This is a genomic window from Anoxybacillus suryakundensis (assembly GCF_001418025.1).
GTDB classification, from domain to species: Bacteria; Bacillota; Bacilli; order Bacillales; family Anoxybacillaceae; genus Anoxybacillus; species Anoxybacillus tengchongensis.
Genome location: NZ_LIOK01000009.1, coordinates 62,671 through 84,126 on the forward strand (window position 1 = coordinate 62,671; position 21,456 = coordinate 84,126).

At 39.3% G+C, this 21,456-nt stretch carries 20 protein-coding genes; 7 read left to right on the plus strand and 13 right to left on the minus strand.

All coding sequences use genetic code 11. From position 1 onward, the window contains the following. Window positions 1-18: 18 nt before the first annotated feature. From ASC42_RS08385 to ASC42_RS08400, 4 genes are all read right to left on the minus strand, one after another. On the minus strand, window positions 19-1,158 hold the full coding sequence (locus ASC42_RS08385) for a mannitol-1-phosphate 5-dehydrogenase (protein ID WP_055441379.1): 1,140 nt from the start codon (window positions 1,156-1,158) through the stop codon (window positions 19-21). A 1-nt stretch (window position 1,159) separates the two neighbouring features. Further along, entirely contained in the window at window positions 1,160-1,597 is a 438-nt protein-coding gene (locus ASC42_RS08390) for a PTS mannitol transporter subunit IIA (protein WP_032099591.1), read from the minus strand. Then, entirely contained in the window at window positions 1,598-3,673 is a 2,076-nt protein-coding gene (locus ASC42_RS08395; protein WP_055441380.1) for a BglG family transcription antiterminator, read from the minus strand. Between the two features lie 195 nt (window positions 3,674-3,868). Beyond that, window positions 3,869-5,266 carry a PTS mannitol transporter subunit IIBC gene (locus ASC42_RS08400; RefSeq protein WP_055441381.1) on the minus strand — a complete coding sequence of 466 codons (1,398 nt, stop codon included), beginning with the start codon at window positions 5,264-5,266 and terminating at the stop codon, window positions 3,869-3,871. A gap of 224 nt (window positions 5,267-5,490) precedes the next feature. Between ASC42_RS08400 and ASC42_RS08405 the strand changes: the two genes are divergently transcribed. Further along, window positions 5,491-6,255, plus strand: coding sequence for a CAP domain-containing protein (locus ASC42_RS08405; RefSeq protein ID WP_055441382.1), 765 nt, complete (start codon window positions 5,491-5,493; stop codon window positions 6,253-6,255). Window positions 6,256-6,354: 99 nt separating this feature from the next. Here the strand turns inward: ASC42_RS08405 and ASC42_RS08410 are convergent, their stop codons facing one another. The 6 genes from ASC42_RS08410 to ASC42_RS08435 form a co-directional block, all read right to left on the minus strand. After that, on the minus strand, window positions 6,355-8,415 hold the full coding sequence (locus ASC42_RS08410; protein ID WP_055441383.1) for a GDYXXLXY domain-containing protein: 2,061 nt from the start codon (window positions 8,413-8,415) through the stop codon (window positions 6,355-6,357). Between the two features lie 66 nt (window positions 8,416-8,481). After that, the gene (locus tag ASC42_RS08415; protein WP_055441384.1) at window positions 8,482-9,246 is read right to left on the minus strand and encodes an IclR family transcriptional regulator; all 765 of its coding nucleotides are present in this window, start codon (window positions 9,244-9,246) and stop codon (window positions 8,482-8,484) included. 57 nt (window positions 9,247-9,303) lie between these two features. Further along, the gene (locus ASC42_RS08420; protein WP_055441385.1) at window positions 9,304-11,487 is read right to left on the minus strand and encodes a malate synthase G; all 2,184 of its coding nucleotides are present in this window, start codon (window positions 11,485-11,487) and stop codon (window positions 9,304-9,306) included. Between the two features lie 129 nt (window positions 11,488-11,616). Continuing rightward, complete coding sequence (locus tag ASC42_RS08425; protein WP_055441386.1) at window positions 11,617-12,270, minus strand: TetR/AcrR family transcriptional regulator; 654 nt, start codon at window positions 12,268-12,270, stop codon at window positions 11,617-11,619. Between the two features lie 14 nt (window positions 12,271-12,284). After that, window positions 12,285-13,079, minus strand: coding sequence for an ABC transporter permease (locus ASC42_RS08430; RefSeq protein WP_209424234.1), 795 nt, complete (start codon window positions 13,077-13,079; stop codon window positions 12,285-12,287). 11 nt (window positions 13,080-13,090) lie between these two features. Next, entirely contained in the window at window positions 13,091-13,963 is an 873-nt protein-coding gene (locus tag ASC42_RS08435) for an ABC transporter ATP-binding protein (protein WP_003397419.1), read from the minus strand. 150 nt (window positions 13,964-14,113) lie between these two features. Between ASC42_RS08435 and ASC42_RS08440 the strand changes: the two genes are divergently transcribed. Both ASC42_RS08440 and ASC42_RS13720 read left to right on the plus strand, forming a co-directional pair. After that, window positions 14,114-14,959 (plus strand): SPFH domain-containing protein, encoded by an 846-nt coding sequence (locus tag ASC42_RS08440; protein WP_055441388.1) that lies wholly within the window; start codon window positions 14,114-14,116, stop codon window positions 14,957-14,959. 13 nt (window positions 14,960-14,972) lie between these two features. After that, entirely contained in the window at window positions 14,973-15,134 is a 162-nt protein-coding gene (locus ASC42_RS13720) for a type II toxin-antitoxin system antitoxin (RefSeq protein ID WP_003397421.1), read from the plus strand. 65 nt (window positions 15,135-15,199) lie between these two features. On the opposite strand, the gene ASC42_RS08445 is transcribed toward ASC42_RS13720, so the two are convergent. After that, on the minus strand, window positions 15,200-15,787 hold the full coding sequence (locus tag ASC42_RS08445) for a cell wall hydrolase (RefSeq protein ID WP_055441389.1): 588 nt from the start codon (window positions 15,785-15,787) through the stop codon (window positions 15,200-15,202). Window positions 15,788-16,076: 289 nt separating this feature from the next. On the opposite strand from ASC42_RS08445, the gene ASC42_RS08450 reads away from it, so the two are divergent. From ASC42_RS08450 to ASC42_RS08465, 4 genes are all read left to right on the plus strand, one after another. Further along, window positions 16,077-16,517 (plus strand): MarR family winged helix-turn-helix transcriptional regulator, encoded by a 441-nt coding sequence (locus ASC42_RS08450; protein WP_055441390.1) that lies wholly within the window; start codon window positions 16,077-16,079, stop codon window positions 16,515-16,517. 55 nt (window positions 16,518-16,572) lie between these two features. Continuing rightward, complete coding sequence (locus ASC42_RS08455; protein ID WP_055441391.1) at window positions 16,573-16,971, plus strand: DoxX family protein; 399 nt, start codon at window positions 16,573-16,575, stop codon at window positions 16,969-16,971. A gap of 16 nt (window positions 16,972-16,987) precedes the next feature. After that, entirely contained in the window at window positions 16,988-17,692 is a 705-nt protein-coding gene (locus ASC42_RS08460) for a pirin family protein (RefSeq protein ID WP_055441392.1), read from the plus strand. A 203-nt stretch (window positions 17,693-17,895) separates the two neighbouring features. After that, complete coding sequence (locus ASC42_RS08465) at window positions 17,896-18,873, plus strand: LacI family DNA-binding transcriptional regulator (RefSeq protein ID WP_055441421.1); 978 nt, start codon at window positions 17,896-17,898, stop codon at window positions 18,871-18,873. A 21-nt stretch (window positions 18,874-18,894) separates the two neighbouring features. Here the strand turns inward: ASC42_RS08465 and ASC42_RS08470 are convergent, their stop codons facing one another. Both ASC42_RS08470 and ASC42_RS08475 read right to left on the minus strand, forming a co-directional pair. After that, window positions 18,895-20,085 carry an MFS transporter gene (locus ASC42_RS08470; protein ID WP_055441393.1) on the minus strand — a complete coding sequence of 397 codons (1,191 nt, stop codon included), beginning with the start codon at window positions 20,083-20,085 and terminating at the stop codon, window positions 18,895-18,897. 103 nt (window positions 20,086-20,188) lie between these two features. Next, entirely contained in the window at window positions 20,189-21,454 is a 1,266-nt protein-coding gene (locus tag ASC42_RS08475) for a dicarboxylate/amino acid:cation symporter (protein ID WP_055441394.1), read from the minus strand. Window positions 21,455-21,456: the final 2 nt, after the last annotated feature.

Genomic DNA, 21,456 nt, shown 5'->3' on the forward strand with positions numbered 1-21,456 from the left:
TCTGCGTCAAGATGGCTCTTATATATGGAACATTTGCTTTTTGATTTCTGCAACAAGCGGATGATCGGATGAAAGTTGAGCGTACTTTTCAAGCGCTCCTTCTATTCCGCTTTCTTTGATCGTTTGCTGGAGCTGTACCGCTTCTGGATCTCCTTCATAGTCAAATAATAACAACGCTGCGATTCCTTTTGCTAAAGATGTAGGAACTTCTCCAAAGCATTCATAATATTTCATCGCTGGTCGAATGAGTCGATCGTTTGGTCCGAGCTTACGAATCGGTGAACGAGCTACTCGTGTTACTTCATCTGTCATGGAAGGATTCATAAATCTTTGAACAATTTTATCAATATATGCTTGATGTTCAGCTTCATCCCAACCGTATTGATGAACAAGCACTCGTCCTGATTCACGCAAAGCATTTGTGACGTCCGCGAAAATATCACGATCTGCCATCGCCTGATGAATTGTTTCATATTTTTTACGATACCCTAAGTAAGAAACAATCGCATGCCCTGTGTTAACAGTAAACAATTTTCTTTCAATGTATGGCTGCAAGTCATCAACAAAATGGGCACCGATAATGTGCGGAACATGTCCAATCACTTGTTTCGTTTCAATGACCCATTCAAAAAACGGTTCAACAACAACCGTTAACGGATCATCATGGCTTTGGTTTGGAACAATGCGATCGACCGCACAATTTAAAAAGGCACATTTGTCTTTTAAGGACGCTTGTTCTTGTTCTGATAAGTGTTCCCATACATATTTCTTTAAATGTTCGCTGCCACCAATCATGTTTTCGCAAGCGATAATATGCACAGGATGATCTGTTAATCGCTTCTTTAATCCTTCCGCAATCGTCTGTGAAATAAGCGGTAATACGTTTGGACCAACAGCTGTTGTTACTAAATCAGCGCGCGCAATATGATCAATGATTTCACTTTGCTGATGGTGACTATGCAAAGCGGATACGTTGCTAACAATTTGTTTTTCTGTCGTCTCTCCTGCGATAATAACGTCATATGTCCCTCTTTGTTGAAGCGCCTGTACGACTTTTTCGTTTACATCAACAAATACAACGTCATATCCTGACTGTGACAACAAACTGCCGATAAATCCTCGCCCTATATTCCCTGCGCCAAAATGAACCGCTAACATATTATTTCACCTCATTTAATAATTGCAAAATTTCGTCTTCCGTCGTTGCTGCAATCATTTTTTGAATATTTTCTTCCTCTGAGCACACGATTGCCACTTTCGACAAAATTTCTAAATGCTCATTATCTTTCCCCGCAATACCGATTAAAATTTTCACGATATTTCCTGCTCCAAAATCAACCCCATTCGGCACTTGCACGATCGACAAACCTGCTTGTTTCACAAGTTTTTTTGCATCTTCTGTACCATGTGGAATGGCTACAAAATTCCCCATATATGTCGATGTTAACGCTTCTCGTTCAAACATTTTATCAATATAAAACTCCTCTACATATCCCTGTTCCACTAAAATACGTCCTGCTAATCGAATCGCTTCTTCTTTCGTTTTTACGTCTGCACCTAGTACGATATTTTCCTTCTTTAATACTGTCACTGTAATTCACTCCTTGTGCTGTTGAATTTGTTCGTAAAAAAATTTCTCTAATTGTGCACTGAAAAACGTATAAATTTGTTCTTTACTTCCTTTTGAAAACAATTGTATACTTTCTTCATCTTTAATGATGAGCGAGCTAACATGACTAAGCACTTGCAACATATCATCTTGTGCATTTTTTGGCGCTAACAACAACAAAAGACGATTCAACGTCATCGGCTGTTGATCCATCCCCATGATCGTTTGTGGGTGTACTAGTGTATACATCGTAAAAGATGGTTGTAAAACATCTTCGCTCCGCGTGTGATACAGCGCTAAAGTCGTATTCGGAATTCCTAATCCACCGACTTGCTCCCGTCTTAACAATTCTTCAACCACTCGCTCTTTGCTACAAATAACACTTTGTTGTTCAAGTTTTGTACATGCATCTATTAACGCTTCTTGAAGCGAGTGAGAGGATAAATCCCGCATGGAAAAGCCGTTTAATAACTGAACAATTGTTTCACTCACGACATGAATCGAACGAATTTTTTCAATCCCTTTTTTCGATGCATTCACCTTTTGAGAACGGATAGAAAACGCTTTTGTTTTTAAAAACTGTCGAATCGCAGCAACTTCTTCTTCTGGCAACATCGGATTTACGAGAAAATATGGTTGAGACGTATGAATCGGAACCGTTGATACAATAAGGTCATATTCGTTGACATCAATGTGTCGCACATCAAAAAATGACTTTTGTTCAATATGAGAAATATCTGGTATTTCCTTTTTCAGACGGGTAGCTAATATTTTTGCTGTCCCAATCCCACTTGAACAAATAACAAGCGCTCGCACTCCTTGTTTATCACGCAACAGCGCTGATGCAAAATGAAGCACCAAATAACCAATTTCTTCTTTCGGCACAACGATGTCTGAAAATACGTGACGCACACCTTGTTGAACAATATGAAATAACTCGCTATAATCTTGCATAATTTTATGAAGCAATGGATTCGTAATTCCCATATGATGTTGAATGCGGTATAAAGCTGGTTTTAAGTGAACGATTAAATCTTCATACAATGGATAATCATCTGTTAAATCAACACCTATTTCATCGCTCACAAAACGAATAAGCTCTTGCGCTTTCATCGCAATTTCTAAACTAGCTTCTTCGAGCATATATCCGCGACGCGCTCGTAGCTTTGCCCCCATTAAATGCATAGTAATGTAACCAATTTCTTCTTTTGGAATGACGATGTGGAAAACTTCTTCTAACCTTTTAGCGATTTTTTCCGCTGTTTCGTATTCTTTCGTCATGCCAATTGTTTGGAAATGTTGCGCATCAAAATGAATCGCTTCTCCTTGCATAATGCGTTCAATTGCTAGCGCAAGATGAATGACGAGCGCAATGTACGAGCTATCGGCAATTGTAAATGGGAGATCTTCTTTCATCGCTTCAATTTGTTGTTCAATCATAAACAACTTTTTCTTATCGACAAGCCCAAGCAGTTTCTCCGTTACCGTATTTACAAGATCTGTTGATTTTTTTTGAATCGATTCTTTCATGAATGAGAAAAACTGTGACTCATCAAAATGTTCAAATAACAGTTCGCTCATCATTTTACGCTTCGCGGCTTCAGAACCGTATATTTCTACTCCGTATCCTCTTTTACGAATAAGGGAAAGGCCATGTTTCTCCACTTTTTCTTCAATTTTGTCTAAATCGTTGCTGATGGTGGCGACAGTGACGTTTAAATCGTTCGCAAGAGAGACTAATTTCACCGGCTCTCCAGATTCTAATAAAGCAATTAAAATCATCGTTTGCCGCTCTTCAGGTGTATATTCCGTATGCGATAAACGAAATACAAACATTTGTAACTGGTGCTTTTTTTCTTCCTCACCGACAATTTGAATGCCGACACCTGCTTTTTTGATTAGTTGCAAATTATACGCTTCAACAACTTGCTCGACACCTTTTAAATCACGATGAACCGTCCGCTCACTGACATCTAATTGCTTTGCCACATCTGCTACAGTAATACCTTTCCGATGAGTTAATAAAAGATCTAATATTTTTCTTTCTCTCGCTGATATATACACATTCTCACCTCCCTTAGTCAGCAACGATTGTTGACAATTTTAAAAAACATGCTTACTTTCCAAGAAAAATTCTACCGCTACTTTCTTTATATCACAACAAATAGAAAGCGCTTTTTCGTCATTTCAAATGTTGACATTTTTTAAATATGAAACAAAAAGGTAAGCAGATCACTTACCTTTTTGTTTGTTCATTCATTATTCATTTTTTAACATCTCAATGAACTCGTCATATTTTGGGCTGTTTAAAAAGTTTTCAACAGATACATGATATGCATTTGGTAATTTTTCTTTTGCACGATCTGTTAAATTTTGATGCGTAATCACAACGTCTGCATCAGCTGGCAACTGATTAATTGCTGTGTTTGTTACCTCAATATCAAGACCCGCTTTTTGTACTTTGTTTCTCATGATAGAAGCACCCATGGCACTTGAACCCATTCCTGCATCACAAGCAAAAACAATTTTCTTTACTTGCTTTGGAGCTGCTGTGCTCAATGCAGAGGCAACACTGCTTTTCTTTCCTTTTAATTGTTGCATTTGCTCTGTTGCTTGTTCTAAATCGCTCTCTTCTTGCTTTGATGTTTTTAAGAAGAATGATGCCACTAAGAAAGAGACAACAGCTGCAACGATTACCCCAGCAAGCACGCCTAAGTAATGACCACGTGGTGTCATAGCAAGTAGTGCAAAAATACTTCCTGGCGATGGCACAGCAACAAGACCTGCATTAAATACTGTGAATGTAAATACTCCGCTCACACCGCCGGCAATTGCTGCCAAAATTAATACTGGACGCATTAAAATATATGGGAAGTAAATTTCGTGAATTCCTCCAAGGAAGTGGATGATCACAGCACCTGGAGCAGATTGTTTCGCCATTCCTTTACCAAATAACCAATAAGCAAGTAAAATACCAAGACCTGGACCTGGGTTTGTTTCAAGCAAGAATAAAATCGACTTTCCTGTTTTTGCTGCTTGTTCAACACCAAGTGGACTTAAAATACCGTGGTTAATCGCATTGTTTAAAAATAATACTTTGGCTGGCTCAATAAAGATGTTGGCTAAAGGTAATAATTTTGCATGAACGATTGCTTCTACACCTGCTGCCAATGTTTTGTTTAATCCTAAAACAACCGGTCCAATTCCTTTAAAGGCAACTAGTGTAAGCAATCCGCCAATAATACCTGCCGAAAAGTTGTTCACTAACATTTCAAAACCTTGTTTGACTTTTCCGTGGAATAGCTTGTCAAACTGTTTGATCGCATATCCGCCAAGCGGTCCCATAATCATTGCACCTAAAAACATTGGGATGTCTGAACCGACAATGACCCCCATCGTTGCTGTTGCACCGACAACACCACCGCGAACATCATAAATCATTTTTCCGCCTGTATAACCAATTAATAACGGTAATAAGTACGTAATCATCGGTCCAACTAATTTAGCAAATGTTTCATTTGGTAACCAACCTGTTGGAATAAATAGCGCAGTAATAATTCCCCACGCAATAAATGCTCCGATATTTGGCATAATCATTCCGCTTAAATAACTGCCAAAACGTTGCACCTTCACACGAAAACCTGTTTGATTTTCCATGTTTTTTCCTCCTTTTAATTTGTTCTTGCTATAGCTTTATATTAAAGCGCTTACAGATTGTATTCAATTTAAAGTAAATATCATTTTGTCTGTCACAATCTTGTCATTTTTAAAAAACAAAAAGAGGAAAAAACATTTCTCAACCATTCCCATCTTTAGTTTGCCACATCATCGTAAAAACTAATGGTGCATGACCATGAAATACGCCAAGGAGGGGTGCACAAATGATAACAAAACTAACGAAGTCTATTGCCGCTTTAAGCTTGCTTGCTGTTGTTGGTTGTAACAATGCAATGGATATGAACAATCGTTCCAACATTTCTGCTTTGCATACAACGCTATCAAGCGATCAATATCCGCATACAAAGGCTATATTGATCCAAGATGCTCGTTATAAATTTGTTCCAATCGATCCAAAGGATGCTGCAAATTTACGTACGCAAATTGAACGATCGTTAATGGAACAACAAAGAATGTATATGCAGCCAAGACCTTATACGCAAGCACCAAATGCATATCAACGTCCAAATCAAGCAACGCCGACACAACCGAACAGACAAACACAACAACCAATGCAGCAACAAACAAGACAAACAACGCCGACTACAAATATTAGTCAATATGCCCAACAAGTTATTGACTTAACAAATAAAGAACGGGCGCGGGCAGGACTGCCAGCTTTACGCGCTGACGCTCAACTTAGTTCTGTTGCCCAGAAAAAATCAGAAGACATGCGAAAAAATAATTATTTCTCGCACACAAGTCCAACATACGGATCTCCGTTTGATATGATGCGCGATTTTGGCGTTTCTTATCGAACAGCTGGGGAAAACATTGCGAAAGGGCAGCGAACACCGCAAGAAGTGGTCAATGCTTGGATGAATAGCCCGGGACACCGCGCGAACATTTTAAATCGAAACTTTACACATATCGGTGTCGGATTTGACGGAAATGGAAACTATTGGACACAAATGTTTATCGGGAAGTAAAGTTTTCTTTGCCTCTGTAAAAGGAAATGGAGTTCAACACTAACCATGACAGCACAAAAAACCACCGTCCCTATACAAGACGGCGGTGGTTTTTTATGCTTACTGTTCAGACACTTTTTCTAACAACGCATCTCCTGTTTTACTCACACGTACATACGCAAAACGAGCACTTTGTTGCATATCTCCTCCTGTTTTTTCAGGGACAAAATACGTTTCAATTCCATAAATGATTGTATTTCCGTATATATGTCCGTTTACTAAGACATCCCCTTCTCGATACATAGCCGAATGTCGTAGGTTGCCGTTTAATGAATAAACACCAACAAATCGATGAACTCCAGTTTCATCTTTCCGTAAAATGACTTGTGCTTTTCCCCACTCATTCATCCCCTCGATTGTTGAAATTTCGTATTGGAGACGTACATAATCCCCTTGAATGAGTGAACGTGGGTCAATTGGTTCTAGTTGCAACTTAATTTGTTGACCATATCGAATATGTTGCTCTTTATCGAGCGTCACATAAGTGATAAAAACGACTTGTAGCATGATGACGACGAGAAGCGGTAACCATTTTTGTCCATAGGAAGATAATGAAACGGATTTTCTTTTTTGTACGACCAAAGCAACGATAAACAAACATATTCCAACAATCGCCAATGTTATGGATTTGTGCAATAAATCCCATACCCATTCATAATACTTTAATATGAGAAACAAACACATATACACCCAAGCAATTGAGCGCTCATATTCATTTGTACGAAATAAAAGAACGAACGAGGCTGCACAAAGAAATGCAATATTCCATCCGACATACATCCAATCTATAGAAAAAATATCTGCACTTGTCAATAGAAGGAGTGAAGTAAACGAAAAAACGAGAAACACAAAACGCTCATACATATGTTTGGCGAACCAATAGATGACGCTATAAAAAACAAATACAGTCAATAATGTGAGACGGATGTCGCTCCATTCATCAAGCATCATCATAGCGACATAAATGGATGCAGCGATATTTGTCATCGTTCGTACACCTGCTGGCATACGCCATGAAATAAGAAACAAGACAGCGACATATATACTGATCACGATAAAGGAAACATCTGTTACACTAAACGCACCGAGCATATATCCAATCGCAAGCAACGTATAGCGAACAACATCATTCCATCTCTTCCATAACAATCCCGGAGCAACAAATAAGAAAATAGATATACTGAACAACCAATAAGGAGAAAATACATCAAACCAAAATGATAGTAACTGCATGATACTTCCAATCGCAATGACGGAAGCAACCCCTGTGACAATGATTTGAAAAGCGACAAGGAAAAATTTTTCTACTTTTCCGTTGCTTCGCCTTTTCATCCAGCGAAGTACATAAATGCCTATATAAACGATGGTAGCAGCTAATACAAGCCCAAATATATACCAATTTCCACCAAAATGCCGCTCAACAAAGCGAAAATATTGCACGATCCAAAACATACCTGTGAACAACACAGTACATATAAAATACGGTTGTTTTTTTACATACATTAAAAACACAACAAGAATAACAGCATATGCGTATGACCAAAAATGAAACTGATCAGTGGAAATTCCTTGTACAAATATAACGAATAACCAACCGTGCATGGCTATGTAAGCTAAATTAGAAACAATCGATGGGCGCCCAAGAAACGAAATGATTCCGTTAACTACGGCAAAAAGCAGCAAAAGAAAAAACGATGTCCATTCTCCTCGTTCAATTTGATAAGAAGACGGGAAGTAGTAAAACCAAAATGTAAGCTGCAACAACCCGAAGCTAAATATCGAAAGAAATCCATAGCGAGTAAACCATGCCAAAATGGCGGTAGGAATGAACCAAATGAAAAACAATAAAAAACTATCAGCATGTGAGTTATATACTTGCCCAATTAATGCCACACAAATTCCAAACGTAATCGCTCCAAAAATAAACAACCATTTACTTAAAAAATGTCGACGAAAAACAGTTGCGCTCATCGCATAAAACAGTACCATAAACCCAGCACCAACACCGACTTTCGTCAATCTTCCTAGTTCAGGCCAATTCGAAGCAAAAAAATAAACGAGCGCGGCAGCGAAAAACAAAAGTCCTAACAAGTATGTTGTTTTCACAACACGTTGTGCCATAAAGTGGCCTCCTTAAACATCCTTTTTAACATTATACTATGACTAGAGGCCAAACGTATACATCATTCATCGACATCCAAGCCGTTCAGAAATTTGCTTGCCGATTTTTTTCATTTGTACGTGAAGTTGTTCGAGCCGTTCATCTGTCATCCGAATCGTCGGGCCAGAAACGCTGACCGCTGCAACAACTTGTTTTGTATGATCAAAAATGGGCACCGCTATGCAACGGATGCCGTACTCGTTTTCCTCTAAATCGAGCGCATAACCGGCTTCACAAACACGCTCTAACTCGCGGAGAAACATACGTTGATCTGTAATTGTATAATCAGTATGTGGTGGTAATCCTTTTCTTTTTAAAATGTCCATTACAACATGCTTGGGCAAATGTGCTAAAATCGCCTTACCGACGGCTGTGCAATGCATCGGTGCTCGCTTTCCGACTTTTGAATGCATGCGTAATGTTTCATTCCCGTCTAACTTTTCAATGTAAATGACCTCCCCTTGATCGTACACGACAAGGTGAACAACTTCGTTCGTTATTTGTTCAAGCTCACGTAAATACGGTTTTGCTTCTTTACGCAAATCGATTGAATCCAACAACTTCGAGCTCATTTCTAAAAACTTATAACCGAGCTTATAACGCTCCGTTTCTTCATCTTGTTCAACATATCCATGCTCAACAAGTGTCGCCAATAAACGATAAGCAGAGCTTTTATGAATCCCTATTTGTTTCGCGACTTCCGTTACGCCCATACCGTGACGTTCGTTACTTAAAATATCCATGATTTTCAATGCTCTGCTGACGGATTTCACAAACGAATCTTTTTCCATACTGTTTCCCACCTTTAGCACATAACGAGGGCATTCACATGGAATGCCCTCATCACATTATTGTTTTACATGCGCAAATTTTGCCTTCGCTTCTAAACGACGACGATGTAAAATCGGCTCCGTATAGCCATTTGGTTGCTCATAGCCTTTAAAAACAAGATCGCATGCTGCTTGGAAGGCAACTGAGTTATCATAATCAGTCGACATTGGTCGATATGCTGGATCATCTGCATTTTGCTCATCCACAATTTTTGCCATTCGCTTCAACGTTTCAAGCACTTGTTCTTTCGTACAAATACCATGATGCAACCAGTTTGCAATATGTTGACTTGAAATACGCAACGTTGCTCGGTCTTCCATGAGGCCAACGTTATGAATATCAGGTACCTTAGAACATCCGATCCCTTGATCAATCCAACGAACGACATAACCAAGAATACCTTGTGCATTATTATCTAACTCTTGTTGAATCTCTTCTGGCGTCCATTGTGGGTTGCTAGCGACAGGAATTTGTAAAATATCGTCACAATAGTTTTTGACACGTTTTTTCAACTCGTCTTGCACCGTAAACACATCTACTTGATGATAATGAAGCGCATGTAACGTCGCCGCTGTAGGTGACGGAACCCAAGCTGTATTTGCCCCAGCTTGCGGATGAGCAATTTTTTGCTTCAACATTTCCGCCATCATATCAGGCATCGCCCACATTCCTTTACCAATTTGGGCACGACCTTGAAAACCAGTTAGTAATCCAATCGCTACGTTCGATTTTTCATAACTTTGTAACCATACGGACGATTTCATTTCATTTTTCCGAATCATCGGGCCTGCTTCCATTGATGTATGAATTTCATCACCCGTACGATCTAAAAAGCCTGTATTAATGAAAACGATTCGATCTCTTACTTGATAAATGCAATTTTTTAAATTAAGCGTCGTACGCCGTTCTTCATCCATTACACCAATTTTAATCGTGTTGCGCTCAAGACCGAGCATATCTTCAACACGGTCAAACAATTCATTGGCAAACGCCACTTCTTCGGAACCGTGCATTTTTGGCTTCACGATGTAAATGGAACCTTTTCTTGAATTTACATATTTTCCATTACCAAGAAGCGAATGTTTCATAATTAAAGTCGTCACAACCGCATCTAAAATGCCTTCATACACTTCTTCTCCGTTTTCAAGCAAAATCGTATTATTTGTCATTAAGTGACCAACGTTGCGTACAAACATAAGCGAACGTCCAGGCAATGTGAGCGTTTCGCCACTTGGCGTTGTATATACACGATCTGGATTTAGCTCGCGTGTAACCGTTTTATTTCCTTTTGTAAAGCTCGCTGTTAAGTCACCACGAACTAAACCGAGTAAGTTGCGATATACAAGTACTTTATCTTCCGCATCGACTGCCGCAACAGAATCTTCGCAATCCATAATTGTTGTTAACGCGGCTTCTAAATAAACGTCCTTAATACCTGCTGCATCCGTCTGTCCAATCGGGTGAGTACGATCAATTTGTATTTCAATATGTAGACCGTTGTTTTTCAATAAAATCGCAGACGGTTGCTCTGGTGAACCTTGATACCCAACAAATTTTTGCCCATCTCGCAACGTTGTTGTTTGTCCATCTCTCGTTGTCACAGTTAGCACACCGTTTACAACGGCGTATTGAACGGCATCTTTGTGCGAATATCCGCGGAGTGGTACTGCTTCATCTAGAAAGGCACGAACGTAAGCGATGACCTTTTCCCCACGTATCGGATTGTATCCTTTTCCACGCTCAGCCCCATCTTCTTCACTAATCACATCTGTACCATATAAAGCGTCATACAAACTTCCCCATCGGGCATTAGCTGCATTTAGCGCATAACGCGCGTTTGTAATCGGAACAACGAGCTGTGGACCTGCTTGTTTAGCAATTTCATCATCGACGCGTTCTGTCGTAATTTCAAAATCTTCGACTTCCGGCTCTAGGTAACCGATTTCTTGTAAAAATGATTTATATTGTTCAAAATCAAACCGTCCACGATGTTGCTTATGCCATTCATTGATCTTTTCTTGTAATTCATCGCGCTTCGCAAGCAACGCTTTATTTTTCGGCGTTAATTCGACGATAAGCTGTTCAAAATCGCCCCAAAACTTATTTGTATCTATCCCACTATTCGGCAACACTTCATTTGTCATAAAATCATAAAAAATATCAGCTACCTGTAGACGACCTATTTTCACATATTCCCCCATCATCATTCCCCTTCCTTTTGTTGCGTATTATGAAACAATGTTTCATAAATTTCTAAGAAAATGATACCATAATAGGCAACATATTTTCAATCATTTTCTGACAATTCAAAAAGCAGGGTTTCCCCCGCCTTATGAACGATACACCCCATATTTGATGATATTCATATAATCTTCAAGCTCATTGATCAGCATATTCCCTTGTTGAACAAGGTCAAATGAATGGCTTCGATATAATTGCAAGTATTTATTCGATATTTGATCAACGATCATCATCGTCATGCGGACGACTGTATCGACACATATATGTTCACGTAATGGTCCATTTTGCAGCAACTGTTTTAAAAAGACATGTTGCAGTAAAAACTCTTCGCCATACGTTTCGTTATGTTTCGCAAGCAGTTGCTCTATTTCTTTTTGCACCGCTTTTGGCGGTTTTGTCACCGCATCCATGACAAGTTGCGCTTCGTTTGGATGTTGCATAAATACTCGTTGTTTGATAAGCACAATTTGTTTCATTCGCTCAAAAAAATCATCACACCGTATTTCATTAACGGCTTCCATAACCTTCTCAGTCAACAACTCCCGCGCATAATATACGACATATAAATATAAATTTTTTTTGCTTTTGAAATAATGAAAAAGCAATCCTTTCGATATCCCGGCGCGGCTTGTAATGACGTCTGTTGACGCATGCTCATACCCGTTTTGCACAAATTCTTCGATAGCCGTACGGATAATAAGCTTTTTTTTGTCTTCTTGTTGCCTTTCAAACGCTTTGTACAACCGAATCACCTAACCTATGCCACAATATCTTTCTTTTTGTAAATAGTGTATGCTAAAACGATGCTTACACTAATGATCGCTATCATTAAACTAACGTATAGTACATCGAGTTGCAACTCATAAATGATCGGTGCTGCATCAACATATTTAAACGGGCTAAAGTATTTCAAAAAAGATAAATCTTCAGAAATGCTTGACATCATGCTCATAAAATAAGTGACGAAAACAAGCCCAAGGGCAAACGATGACGCATTTCTCGTTTTACGCATCATCGTTGATAACAAAAATGCCACAGCCGCGAACGTAACGTGAAGAAATATCGTTGCTACTGTCAGTAAATAAATAGCTTTTAACGAAACGTCATATTCTTTAGCGATCTGAAAGCCGACTAAACTAACAAGGAAGGAAACCGTATTTATGATAATAATATTTACAACGACAACAAGTCCTTTACTTGTCAAAACCTCACTTCTTGTGACTGGTTTAGCAAGTAAAAATTCAATCGTTTTATCGTTTTCCTCTTTCGCGACAATATTTGCGGCTAACATAGCTGCGTAAACACTGCCAAGCAACGTCGTCATCGCATACACACGCACACCGTAATACCCTGTCAAATCACCAATACTCAATTGATCCATTCCAAATGCTTTAATCATGGCTGGTGGCAACGATTGAAGCAGCTTCGTTACTTCTTTTTGTTGCTCCGCGAACTGTGGGAAAATACTTAGCGTCAACAGTATAAGTCCGCTAAGCACAACAGTCCAAATAACTAAAGATTTTGCGTTTCGTTTCCATTCCCGTTTAAACATCATCTATCCCCTCACTTTTCGTAATAGTGCATAAACACATCTTCAAGAGACGGTTCGCTCATCGACACATCTTTAATGCGTAAATTGTGCAACTCGGCTATTAGTTCGTTCATATCCCCTCTGTATAACATCATCACTTCATTACCGCTGACTTCTTTTTTTACAACTCCCTCTAAATCAAATGTCGCATATTGTCCTTCCTCGAGCACGATCGTCACGTGTTTCAGCTGGTTTTTCGTTAAGTGTTCGATCGTCTCCACTTGAATAAGCTTGCCTTCTTTAATAATCGCTACACGATCACAGAGCTTTTGCACTTCTGATAAAATGTGCGAGGAGAAGAAAATCGTTACACCTTTTTTCCGTTCTTCTAAAAGAAGCTCAAAAAACGTATGCTGCATAAGCGGATCTAATCCACCTGTTGGCTCATCTAAAATAAGCAGTTTCGGTTCGTGCAACAACGCTTGAACGATCCCCACTTTTTTTCGATTTCCAAATGATAAATCTTCAATTTTTTTATGAACGTCTAAATCAAGACGCTCAGCCAGCTGTTTCAATCGTCGATCCGTCACGTTATAAAATGATGCCGAATAAAGCAATAAGTCGATCACTTTCATATCATCATAATAATGCACTTCAGAAGGTAAGTAGCCAACATGACGCCGGATTTCTTTCGCATCTTTTACAATATCTTTTCCGAAAATCGTCGCACTGCCGCTCGTCGGATAAATAAAGTTTAGTAACGTACGAATCGTCGTACTTTTTCCTGCTCCGTTCGGTCCGATAAACCCAAAAATTTCCCCTTCCTTAATAGAGAATGTTACCCCTTCAATTCCTCGATTGTTTTTATACCTTTTTGTTAGCTGTTTGACATCAACAATGCCCATCGTTTCGCCCCCCTTGGCGTTATACTTTATTGACCGATAAGTCAATTCCATAATACAACAGTTTGACTCAATAGTCAATAAAGAGATATTTACATATAATTCAAAAAGCGATATCATTAAAATATCTTTATGATGTTAGGAGGAAGAAATATGAAAGAAATGAAAGCTTGGTATATGAATGGTTTTTTCGCTTTGTTTCTTATCATCACATTACTTGCAGGTGCTATGTGGCGTTTTTTTATGGAGATGGAACTTATCCTTCCACTTTTCCTTGCTTTTTTCGCCTTCTTATTAATGACTGGCATGACTATGGTGCAACCTAATCAAGCAAAAGTCGTCATCTTTTTCGGAAAGTATGTCGGTACTATTCGTGATAGCGGTTTATTTTTGACTATTCCACTTAGCGTTCGCAAAACCGTTTCATTACGTGTTCGCAACTTCAACAGCGCCAAATTAAAAGTGAATGACGTTGAAGGGAATCCAATTGAAATTGCAGCGGTCGTCGTTTTTAAAGTGATTGATTCAGCGAAAGCCATGTTTGATGTAGATAACTACGAGCAATTTGTCGAAATTCAGAGTGAGACAGCCATTCGTCACGTCGCAACAAAATATCCATATGACACATTTGAAAACGAAAACATCTCGCTACGTGGAAACGCCGACGTCGTCTCAGAAGTATTAGCAAAAGAATTACAAGAACGTCTAAATGTAGCTGGTGTTGAAGTCATTGAAGCACGTTTAACACACTTAGCGTACTCTACAGAAATTGCAAGCGCCATGTTACAACGTCAGCAAGCTACGGCCATCCTAGCAGCACGAAAAAAAATTGTTGAGGGAGCAGTTTCAATGGCAAAAATGGCGATTGAACAGCTAGATCAAGAAGCCCATTTGCAGTTAGATGAGGAAAGGAAAGCAAATATGGTTAACAATTTGATGGTGGCAATTATTTCTGATCGTGGAGCCCAACCAGTCATCAACGCCGGAACGTTATACTAACGGTGAATACGAAATGACAAAGAAAAAAAACTTTCCGCTACGAATCGATCCAAAATTGTATGAAATCATCGAACGTTGGGCACAAGATGAATTTCGAAGCGTGAATGCTCATATCGAATTTCTACTGCGTGAAGCAGCAAAGCGCGAAGGACGTTTGAAAGAAAATAAAAAATAGAAAGGTGTCCCAAAAGCTTTCGAGACACCTTTTTCCGTCATCATACCTCTACGCATGGAGAAATACTATTTCGCAAATACATGGTTGCCAATAATAACTGTCACTTGACGTGAGCGGATCCATTCGCTTTTCGCCGTTTTTGGATTGTAAAAATACAATGAGCCGCTTCCTAAACCGCGAAAAGCGATGGCTTCTTCAACCGCTCGGTATGCTTCTCGGTCTGCTGGTTTGTTAATCTCTCCATTTTGTACAGGGGTAAACGCATAATATCCTCCTGAACGTTCATAAATCACTTGACGAATCGTATTTGGAAAATTCGGATGATCAACACGGTTCAAGACGACCGTTGCAACAGCTACTTTTCCTGCGAATGGCTCTCCTTTTGCTTCCGCATGAACGAGACGAGCTAATAAGTCTTTATCAGCTTGAGAGATCGGCTGTGGGATACGCAACGTTTCGCCAACGAACAAAACGTCTGATTGTTTTTGATTGATTCGTTGAAGTTCTAGCAATGAAACATTGTAACTTTTCGCAATCGTCCAAAACGTTTCCCCCGGCCTCACATGATGAACCGTCGTTTGCGCAGCTACTTCAGTTGTTGAAAAACAAAAAGCTGCTACAATAACAGAAGCAAGTTCCATCAATTTCCTCATGTTATCCCTCCTAGTCCATTGCTCGCTTATAAGACTAGCAGGGATTTAGCAATCTATCATCGTCTAATTTATGGAAAAATTTTAGATCATATGGCGTTCAACGCTCGAGAAGGTATATGGAAATTTATTCATCTATTAAAGTTAGTATTGTGTTTTATATTTCTGCAATCATTTTTAGCGTATATAACATTTTTTCAAAATCACCATACCCAAATAAAATAATCCGTATTGACAACTTACTTTTCGTAAGTTTATAATTATCTTGAAATCAAGATAAAGGTTGATGCATATGAGCCAAAACGAACAAACATTATCGTTAAAACTATTCGTTGTCCTTTCTAGGGCACATAAAGCCGTATCTGAGCATGTAAAACATGACATTCAACGTTACGGACTGAATCCGACAGAGTTTGGCGTTCTCGATTTGTTGTATCACAAAGGGGCGCAGCCGATTCAGCAAATCGGTGATAAAATTTTACTCACTAGTGGAAGCATGACATATGTCATCGACAAACTCGAAGAAAAAGGATATATCGTCCGACAACGTTGTGAAAAGGATCGGCGCATTACGTACGCTGTCATTACTGAAGAAGGAAAAGCATTAATGGATTACATTTTCCCACAGCACGCACAAAAAATGTCGGAAATTTTTCAATCTTTATCCACAGATGAAAAAGAAATGGCGATTCACTTGCTTAAAAAGATAGGTCTTTCATTAACGCCTTTTTAAAGGCCTATCGCACACCTTTATCTTGAAATCAAGATATATGAAAGGAGAAATGATCATGATGCACATTGGTATTTTACTTATTCGTCTAGCTGTCGGCTTGACTTTTGTCGGTCATGGGGCCCAAAAATTGTTTGGATGGTTCGGAGGATATGGTTTAAAAGGAACAGGTGGATGGCTCGAATCGATTGGATTAAAACCTGGAGTGACAATGGCTCTAGTTGCTGGTTTAGCAGAGTTCGTTGGCGGGCTATTGTTTGCTCTCGGACTGTTCACACCATTTGCAGCTTTGTTGATCGCTATGACAATGGTTGTAGCCATTGTAAAAGTACATGCGCCAAACGGATTTTGGGTAACACAAAATGGCTTCGAGTACAATTTTATTTTAATTGTCGTTGTGATTGGCGTTGCGCTTATCGGTGCAGGCGACTATTCACTTGATGCACTCATTAAATAAGGAAGGAGATTTTTCAATGATTCACATATATCGTGCACATGAGCGATTTGAATCGAACCACGGTTGGTTACAAAGTTATTTTAGCTTTTCATTTGCCGAATATTTTGATCGGAAAAATATGTACTTTGGTCCATTACGCGTATTTAACGATGATATTATCGCTCCACAACGTGGTTTTGGCGCTCATCCTCATCAAGAAATGGAGATTGTTACAGTCGTCTTAAAAGGACAACTCGAGCATCGCGATAATCTCGGCAATCATCGTATCATTTCATTTGGTGAAGTACAACGAATGACAGCCGGAACTGGCATCGTGCATTCAGAAATGAATCCGTCTACTACGGAAGAAGTCAATCTTCTGCAACTTTGGTTTTTACCTGAAACGTACGGTCTTACTCCATCGTACGAACAAGTTTCATATGATATTGAAAAAATGAAAAATCGCTTATTGCCTATTGTTTCGAAAAAGCAGGCAGGTGATCAAGTTGCTTACATTCATCAAGATATAACGATGTATTTATCCGATTTAGAAAATAATCAGCACATAACATTCCATCAACAAGAAGGCCGTCGAATATATGTGTTTGTTATTGAAGGAGAACTTGTGTTAAATGGTGAAACGATGTTACAACGTCGTGATGCTGCTCGTATAACAGATATAACAACATTACACATCACATCGAAAACAGATAGCCGATTTATGCTGATTGATCTACCATAGTTGCCAGCTTGCCCGCTTAAGTGGGCAAGCTAAATTTAACATTCTTCTCCATTTTAATGTTCCGCTTCCATCATGACAATCCACGTAAATAAATCCATATCGTTTTGAAAACTCACCTGTTGAAAAAATATGAAACTTTTTACAAACTCACAAAAAAAGGAGTAAAATATGACATATATGTGATCAAAAAAGCAGGTGAAAGTATGGCAAATATTCGTGAAATCGCAAAACGAGCAGGTGTTTCTGTATCAACCGTATCTCGTGTGCTCAATGGCTATCCATATGTCAAAGAAGAAAAACGAAAAGCTGTATGGGATGTCGTTCATGAATTAAACTACAAAAAAAATATTAATGCCGTTCACTTATCAAAAGGAAAAACAAATATTATCGGGGTTATGTTACCGACCATCAATCACCCCTATTTTAGCATGATTGTAGAAGGAATTGCGGAAGAAGCATTGCGATATGGATACCATCTTCTCTTTTTTCAAACAAACTATGACATACATAAAGAATTAGAAGCGCTCGAAATGTTACGTGTCAAGCAAATAGATGGCCTCATCATTTGTTCACACACCATTAGCCTTGAAACACTTGAATTATACATAAGCGACGAACCAATCGTTTTATGCGAAGATATACAAGAGTCACATATATTTTCTGTATACATTGACCATTATCAAGCTTTTATGCTTGGGATGGATTATTTAATAAAAAAAGGGCATTCAAAAATCGGATATTGTCTCGGTCGACCAACGAGCATTAATAGCCAAAAACGAAAAGCGGCTTATAAAGATGCCCTTCAAAACATACATGCTTCGATTCATGCAAATTGGATGTTCCACCATTGTCTACATATGGGCGATGGGAAGCGAATCGTATCTACGATTCTTTCGCTTGCGGAAAAACCGACCGCTTTGCTCGTTACTAGCGATCAAGTTGCTGCTGGAATTGTTTTATGGGGAAAAACATACGGATTGCACGTTCCGAACGATCTAGCTATCGTCAGCTTCGATAACCATCCTATTTCAGAAGCGTTGCACATTACAACAATCGAACTCCCTCTTTCTCTTATGGGGAAAAAAGCGTTCCAAATGATATATGACTATTTTTCAAACAACTATACACAGCCCAAAAATGAAAAACTGCCCGTTCGCCTTATTGAACGAGCATCTGTATAGTGGCAAGCGATACACTTGCCACTATGCTTCTTTCGGCAGCCAAAATGTCAACACGCCAAACAAAGGAAGAAAACTACACATGACCATAAGCGTTTTTAACGTATAAATGTCAGCAATTTTTCCAAGTGCAACTGCCCCGAGTGCTCCCATGCCAAATGCGAGGCCGACAATTAACCCTGATGCCATTCCAACGTTTCCTGGAAGCAACTCTTGCGCATAAACAACAAAGGTAGCAAAACTAGACGATAAAATAAAACCTGTGACAAAAACAATTGGCAAAACGAAATGAAGCGGAACATATGGCAAAATGAGCGCAAATGGTGCCGTACCAAGCGTTGAAGCAAAAATTAAATTTCGTCTCCCAAATCGATCAGCAAGCGGACCACCAAACACTGTCCCGATTGCCCCTGCAATCATAAAAACAAATAAATAAAGCTGCGCTTCACGAATCGAAATATGATAATATTTCGTCAAATAAAATTGATAATAATTTGAAATTCCCGCATAGTACCACGAACGCGCAAACACTAAAAGAACTAAAAGAATGAGTGCAAATATTATCCGTTTGTCTACACTCCCCTTTTCTTCTATCGTTTGTTCACGTCGCTCTTTCACCTGATACAATTGAACAGCATACCATTTCGATACCCAAAATAAAACGGACATTCCAATGGCTGCAACAATGACAAACCAACCTGCTCCTTTTTGACCAAATGGAACAAAAATCAGTGCTGTAAATAGGGGAGCAAGGGCGTTGCCTGTATTTCCGCCAAGTTGGTAAATCGATTGAGCAAATCCTCTTCTCGCTCGAGCAGCCAAATAAACAACACGCGAACCTTCCGGATGGAATACTGCTGACCCTAATCCAATGAATAAAACCGACAATAAAACAAAGAAAAAATTAGGCGCGAACGCCAATCCAATCATTCCTAACATGCTCGCTCCCATACCGAGCGGCAAAAAACTCGGTGACGGGCGCCGATCCGAAAGCAAACCGACAACCGGTTGCAAGATGGACGAAGTCATATTCAGCGTAAATGCAATCCAACCGATTTGTGTATAAGATAAATGCATCGATGATTCTAAAATGGGAAACAGCGCTGGCACCACAGCTTGCATCGCGTCGTTCAATAAATGACCGATGCTAATAGCAATTAAAATAGGATAAACAACGGTTTGCATATTTGCACGTTGCTCAATACTTGCTTGCATCTTCCTCTCTCCCTACGAAACAAATGGAATATTTACATTATAATCCGTTTTTTGCTTTACTACAAAAAAATTGCCTAAAAAAAGACAGCTCCATGAGCTGCCTTTATTTCGCTAACTTCATATGAGTGCGCTGCAACTGCGCATCGTCTACCGGATGAAACTCGTTTTCCATTTTTGAAACAACGACGGTTGCCACACCGTTGCCGATTAAGTTCGTAATCGCACGCGCCTCCGACATAAAGCGATCTACCCCAAGCAAAAGCGCCATTCCTTCTATTGGAATCATCGGAAATACAGCTAACGTAGCCGCCAATGTAATAAAGCCTGAACCTGTAACCCCTGCTGCTCCTTTAGACGTTAGCATTAATACCCCTAAAAGCGTAAGTTCCTGCCAAATAGTAAGATCAATGCCATATGCTTGCGCAATAAACATCGCTGCCATCGAAAGATAAATGGACGTTCCGTCTAAGTTGAACGAATAGCCTGTCGGAATGACTAAACCAACAACCGATTTCGAACAACCGTACTTTTCGAGCTTTTCCATCATTTTTGGCAACGCCGATTCAGATGATGATGTTCCTAATACAAGTAAAATTTCTTCCTTAATGTAGGCAATAAATTTAAAAATATTGAACCGATAAAACTTAGCGATCGCTCCTAGCACGACAACAATAAATAAGAACATTGTTATATATACAGAAGCCATTAATTTTCCAAGCGCCACTAACGACCCTAATCCAAATGTGCCGATCGTATACGCCATCGCGCCAAATGCAGCAATTGGCGACACTTTCATCACCATATTCACGATACCGAAGAAAATATCTGCTAGCTTTTCAAACAACGCCATAACCGGCTTTGCTTTTTCTCCTAAGGCAGCAGTTGCTAAGCCGAATAATACAGCGAAGAATAAGATCGGCAACAACTCTCCTTTTGCCATCGCACCGACAATGTTATCCGGGATAATGCCAAGCAAAAACTCCACGAAACCATGATTTGCTGCTTCTGCTTGTTGCGTATATTGCGAAATATCGCCGCCTTTTACAGCTTCCGTGTTGAAGCCGACACCCGGTTTGACAAAATTCACAACAACAATTCCGATCGCAAGAGCAAACGTTGTGACAATTTCAAAATAAATGAGCGCTTTTCCACCAATTCGCCCAACCTTTTTTAAATCTCCCATATTACCAATGCCGATAACAACAGTAAAGAAAATGATTGGAGCAATCACCATCTTAATAAGCTTAATAAATCCATCCGCTAATACTTTCAATTTTGTTCCGAACTCCGGAAACAAAAATCCGACAGCAATCCCTAAAAGAATCCCGGTAATAACTTGAACCGTTAAATTTTTAAACGTGATTCTCATTC

Coding starts and splice junctions, on each gene's coding strand:
- ASC42_RS08415 (WP_055441384.1), bottom strand. CDS start 9,246: ATGGAAAAAGATTCGTTTGTGAAATCCGTCAGCAGAGCATTGAAAATC.
- ASC42_RS08410 (WP_055441383.1), bottom strand. CDS start 8,415: ATGGCACAACGTGTTGTGAAAACAACATACTTGTTAGGACTTTTGTTT.
- ASC42_RS08460 (WP_055441392.1), top strand. CDS start 16,988: ATGATTCACATATATCGTGCACATGAGCGATTTGAATCGAACCACGGT.
- ASC42_RS08420 (WP_055441385.1), bottom strand. CDS start 11,487: ATGGGGGAATATGTGAAAATAGGTCGTCTACAGGTAGCTGATATTTTT.
- ASC42_RS08470 (WP_055441393.1), bottom strand. CDS start 20,085: ATGCAAGCAAGTATTGAGCAACGTGCAAATATGCAAACCGTTGTTTAT.
- ASC42_RS08475 (WP_055441394.1), bottom strand. CDS start 21,454: ATGAGAATCACGTTTAAAAATTTAACGGTTCAAGTTATTACCGGGATT.
- ASC42_RS08465 (WP_055441421.1), top strand. CDS start 17,896: ATGGCAAATATTCGTGAAATCGCAAAACGAGCAGGTGTTTCTGTATCA.
- ASC42_RS08450 (WP_055441390.1), top strand. CDS start 16,077: ATGAGCCAAAACGAACAAACATTATCGTTAAAACTATTCGTTGTCCTT.
- ASC42_RS08400 (WP_055441381.1), bottom strand. CDS start 5,266: ATGGAAAATCAAACAGGTTTTCGTGTGAAGGTGCAACGTTTTGGCAGT.
- ASC42_RS08455 (WP_055441391.1), top strand. CDS start 16,573: ATGATGCACATTGGTATTTTACTTATTCGTCTAGCTGTCGGCTTGACT.
- ASC42_RS08435 (WP_003397419.1), bottom strand. CDS start 13,963: ATGGGCATTGTTGATGTCAAACAGCTAACAAAAAGGTATAAAAACAAT.
- ASC42_RS08430 (WP_209424234.1), bottom strand. CDS start 13,079: ATGTTTAAACGGGAATGGAAACGAAACGCAAAATCTTTAGTTATTTGG.
- ASC42_RS08440 (WP_055441388.1), top strand. CDS start 14,114: ATGAAAGAAATGAAAGCTTGGTATATGAATGGTTTTTTCGCTTTGTTT.
- ASC42_RS08385 (WP_055441379.1), bottom strand. CDS start 1,158: ATGTTAGCGGTTCATTTTGGCGCAGGGAATATAGGGCGAGGATTTATC.
- ASC42_RS08445 (WP_055441389.1), bottom strand. CDS start 15,787: ATGAGGAAATTGATGGAACTTGCTTCTGTTATTGTAGCAGCTTTTTGT.
- ASC42_RS13720 (WP_003397421.1), top strand. CDS start 14,973: ATGACAAAGAAAAAAAACTTTCCGCTACGAATCGATCCAAAATTGTAT.
- ASC42_RS08405 (WP_055441382.1), top strand. CDS start 5,491: ATGATAACAAAACTAACGAAGTCTATTGCCGCTTTAAGCTTGCTTGCT.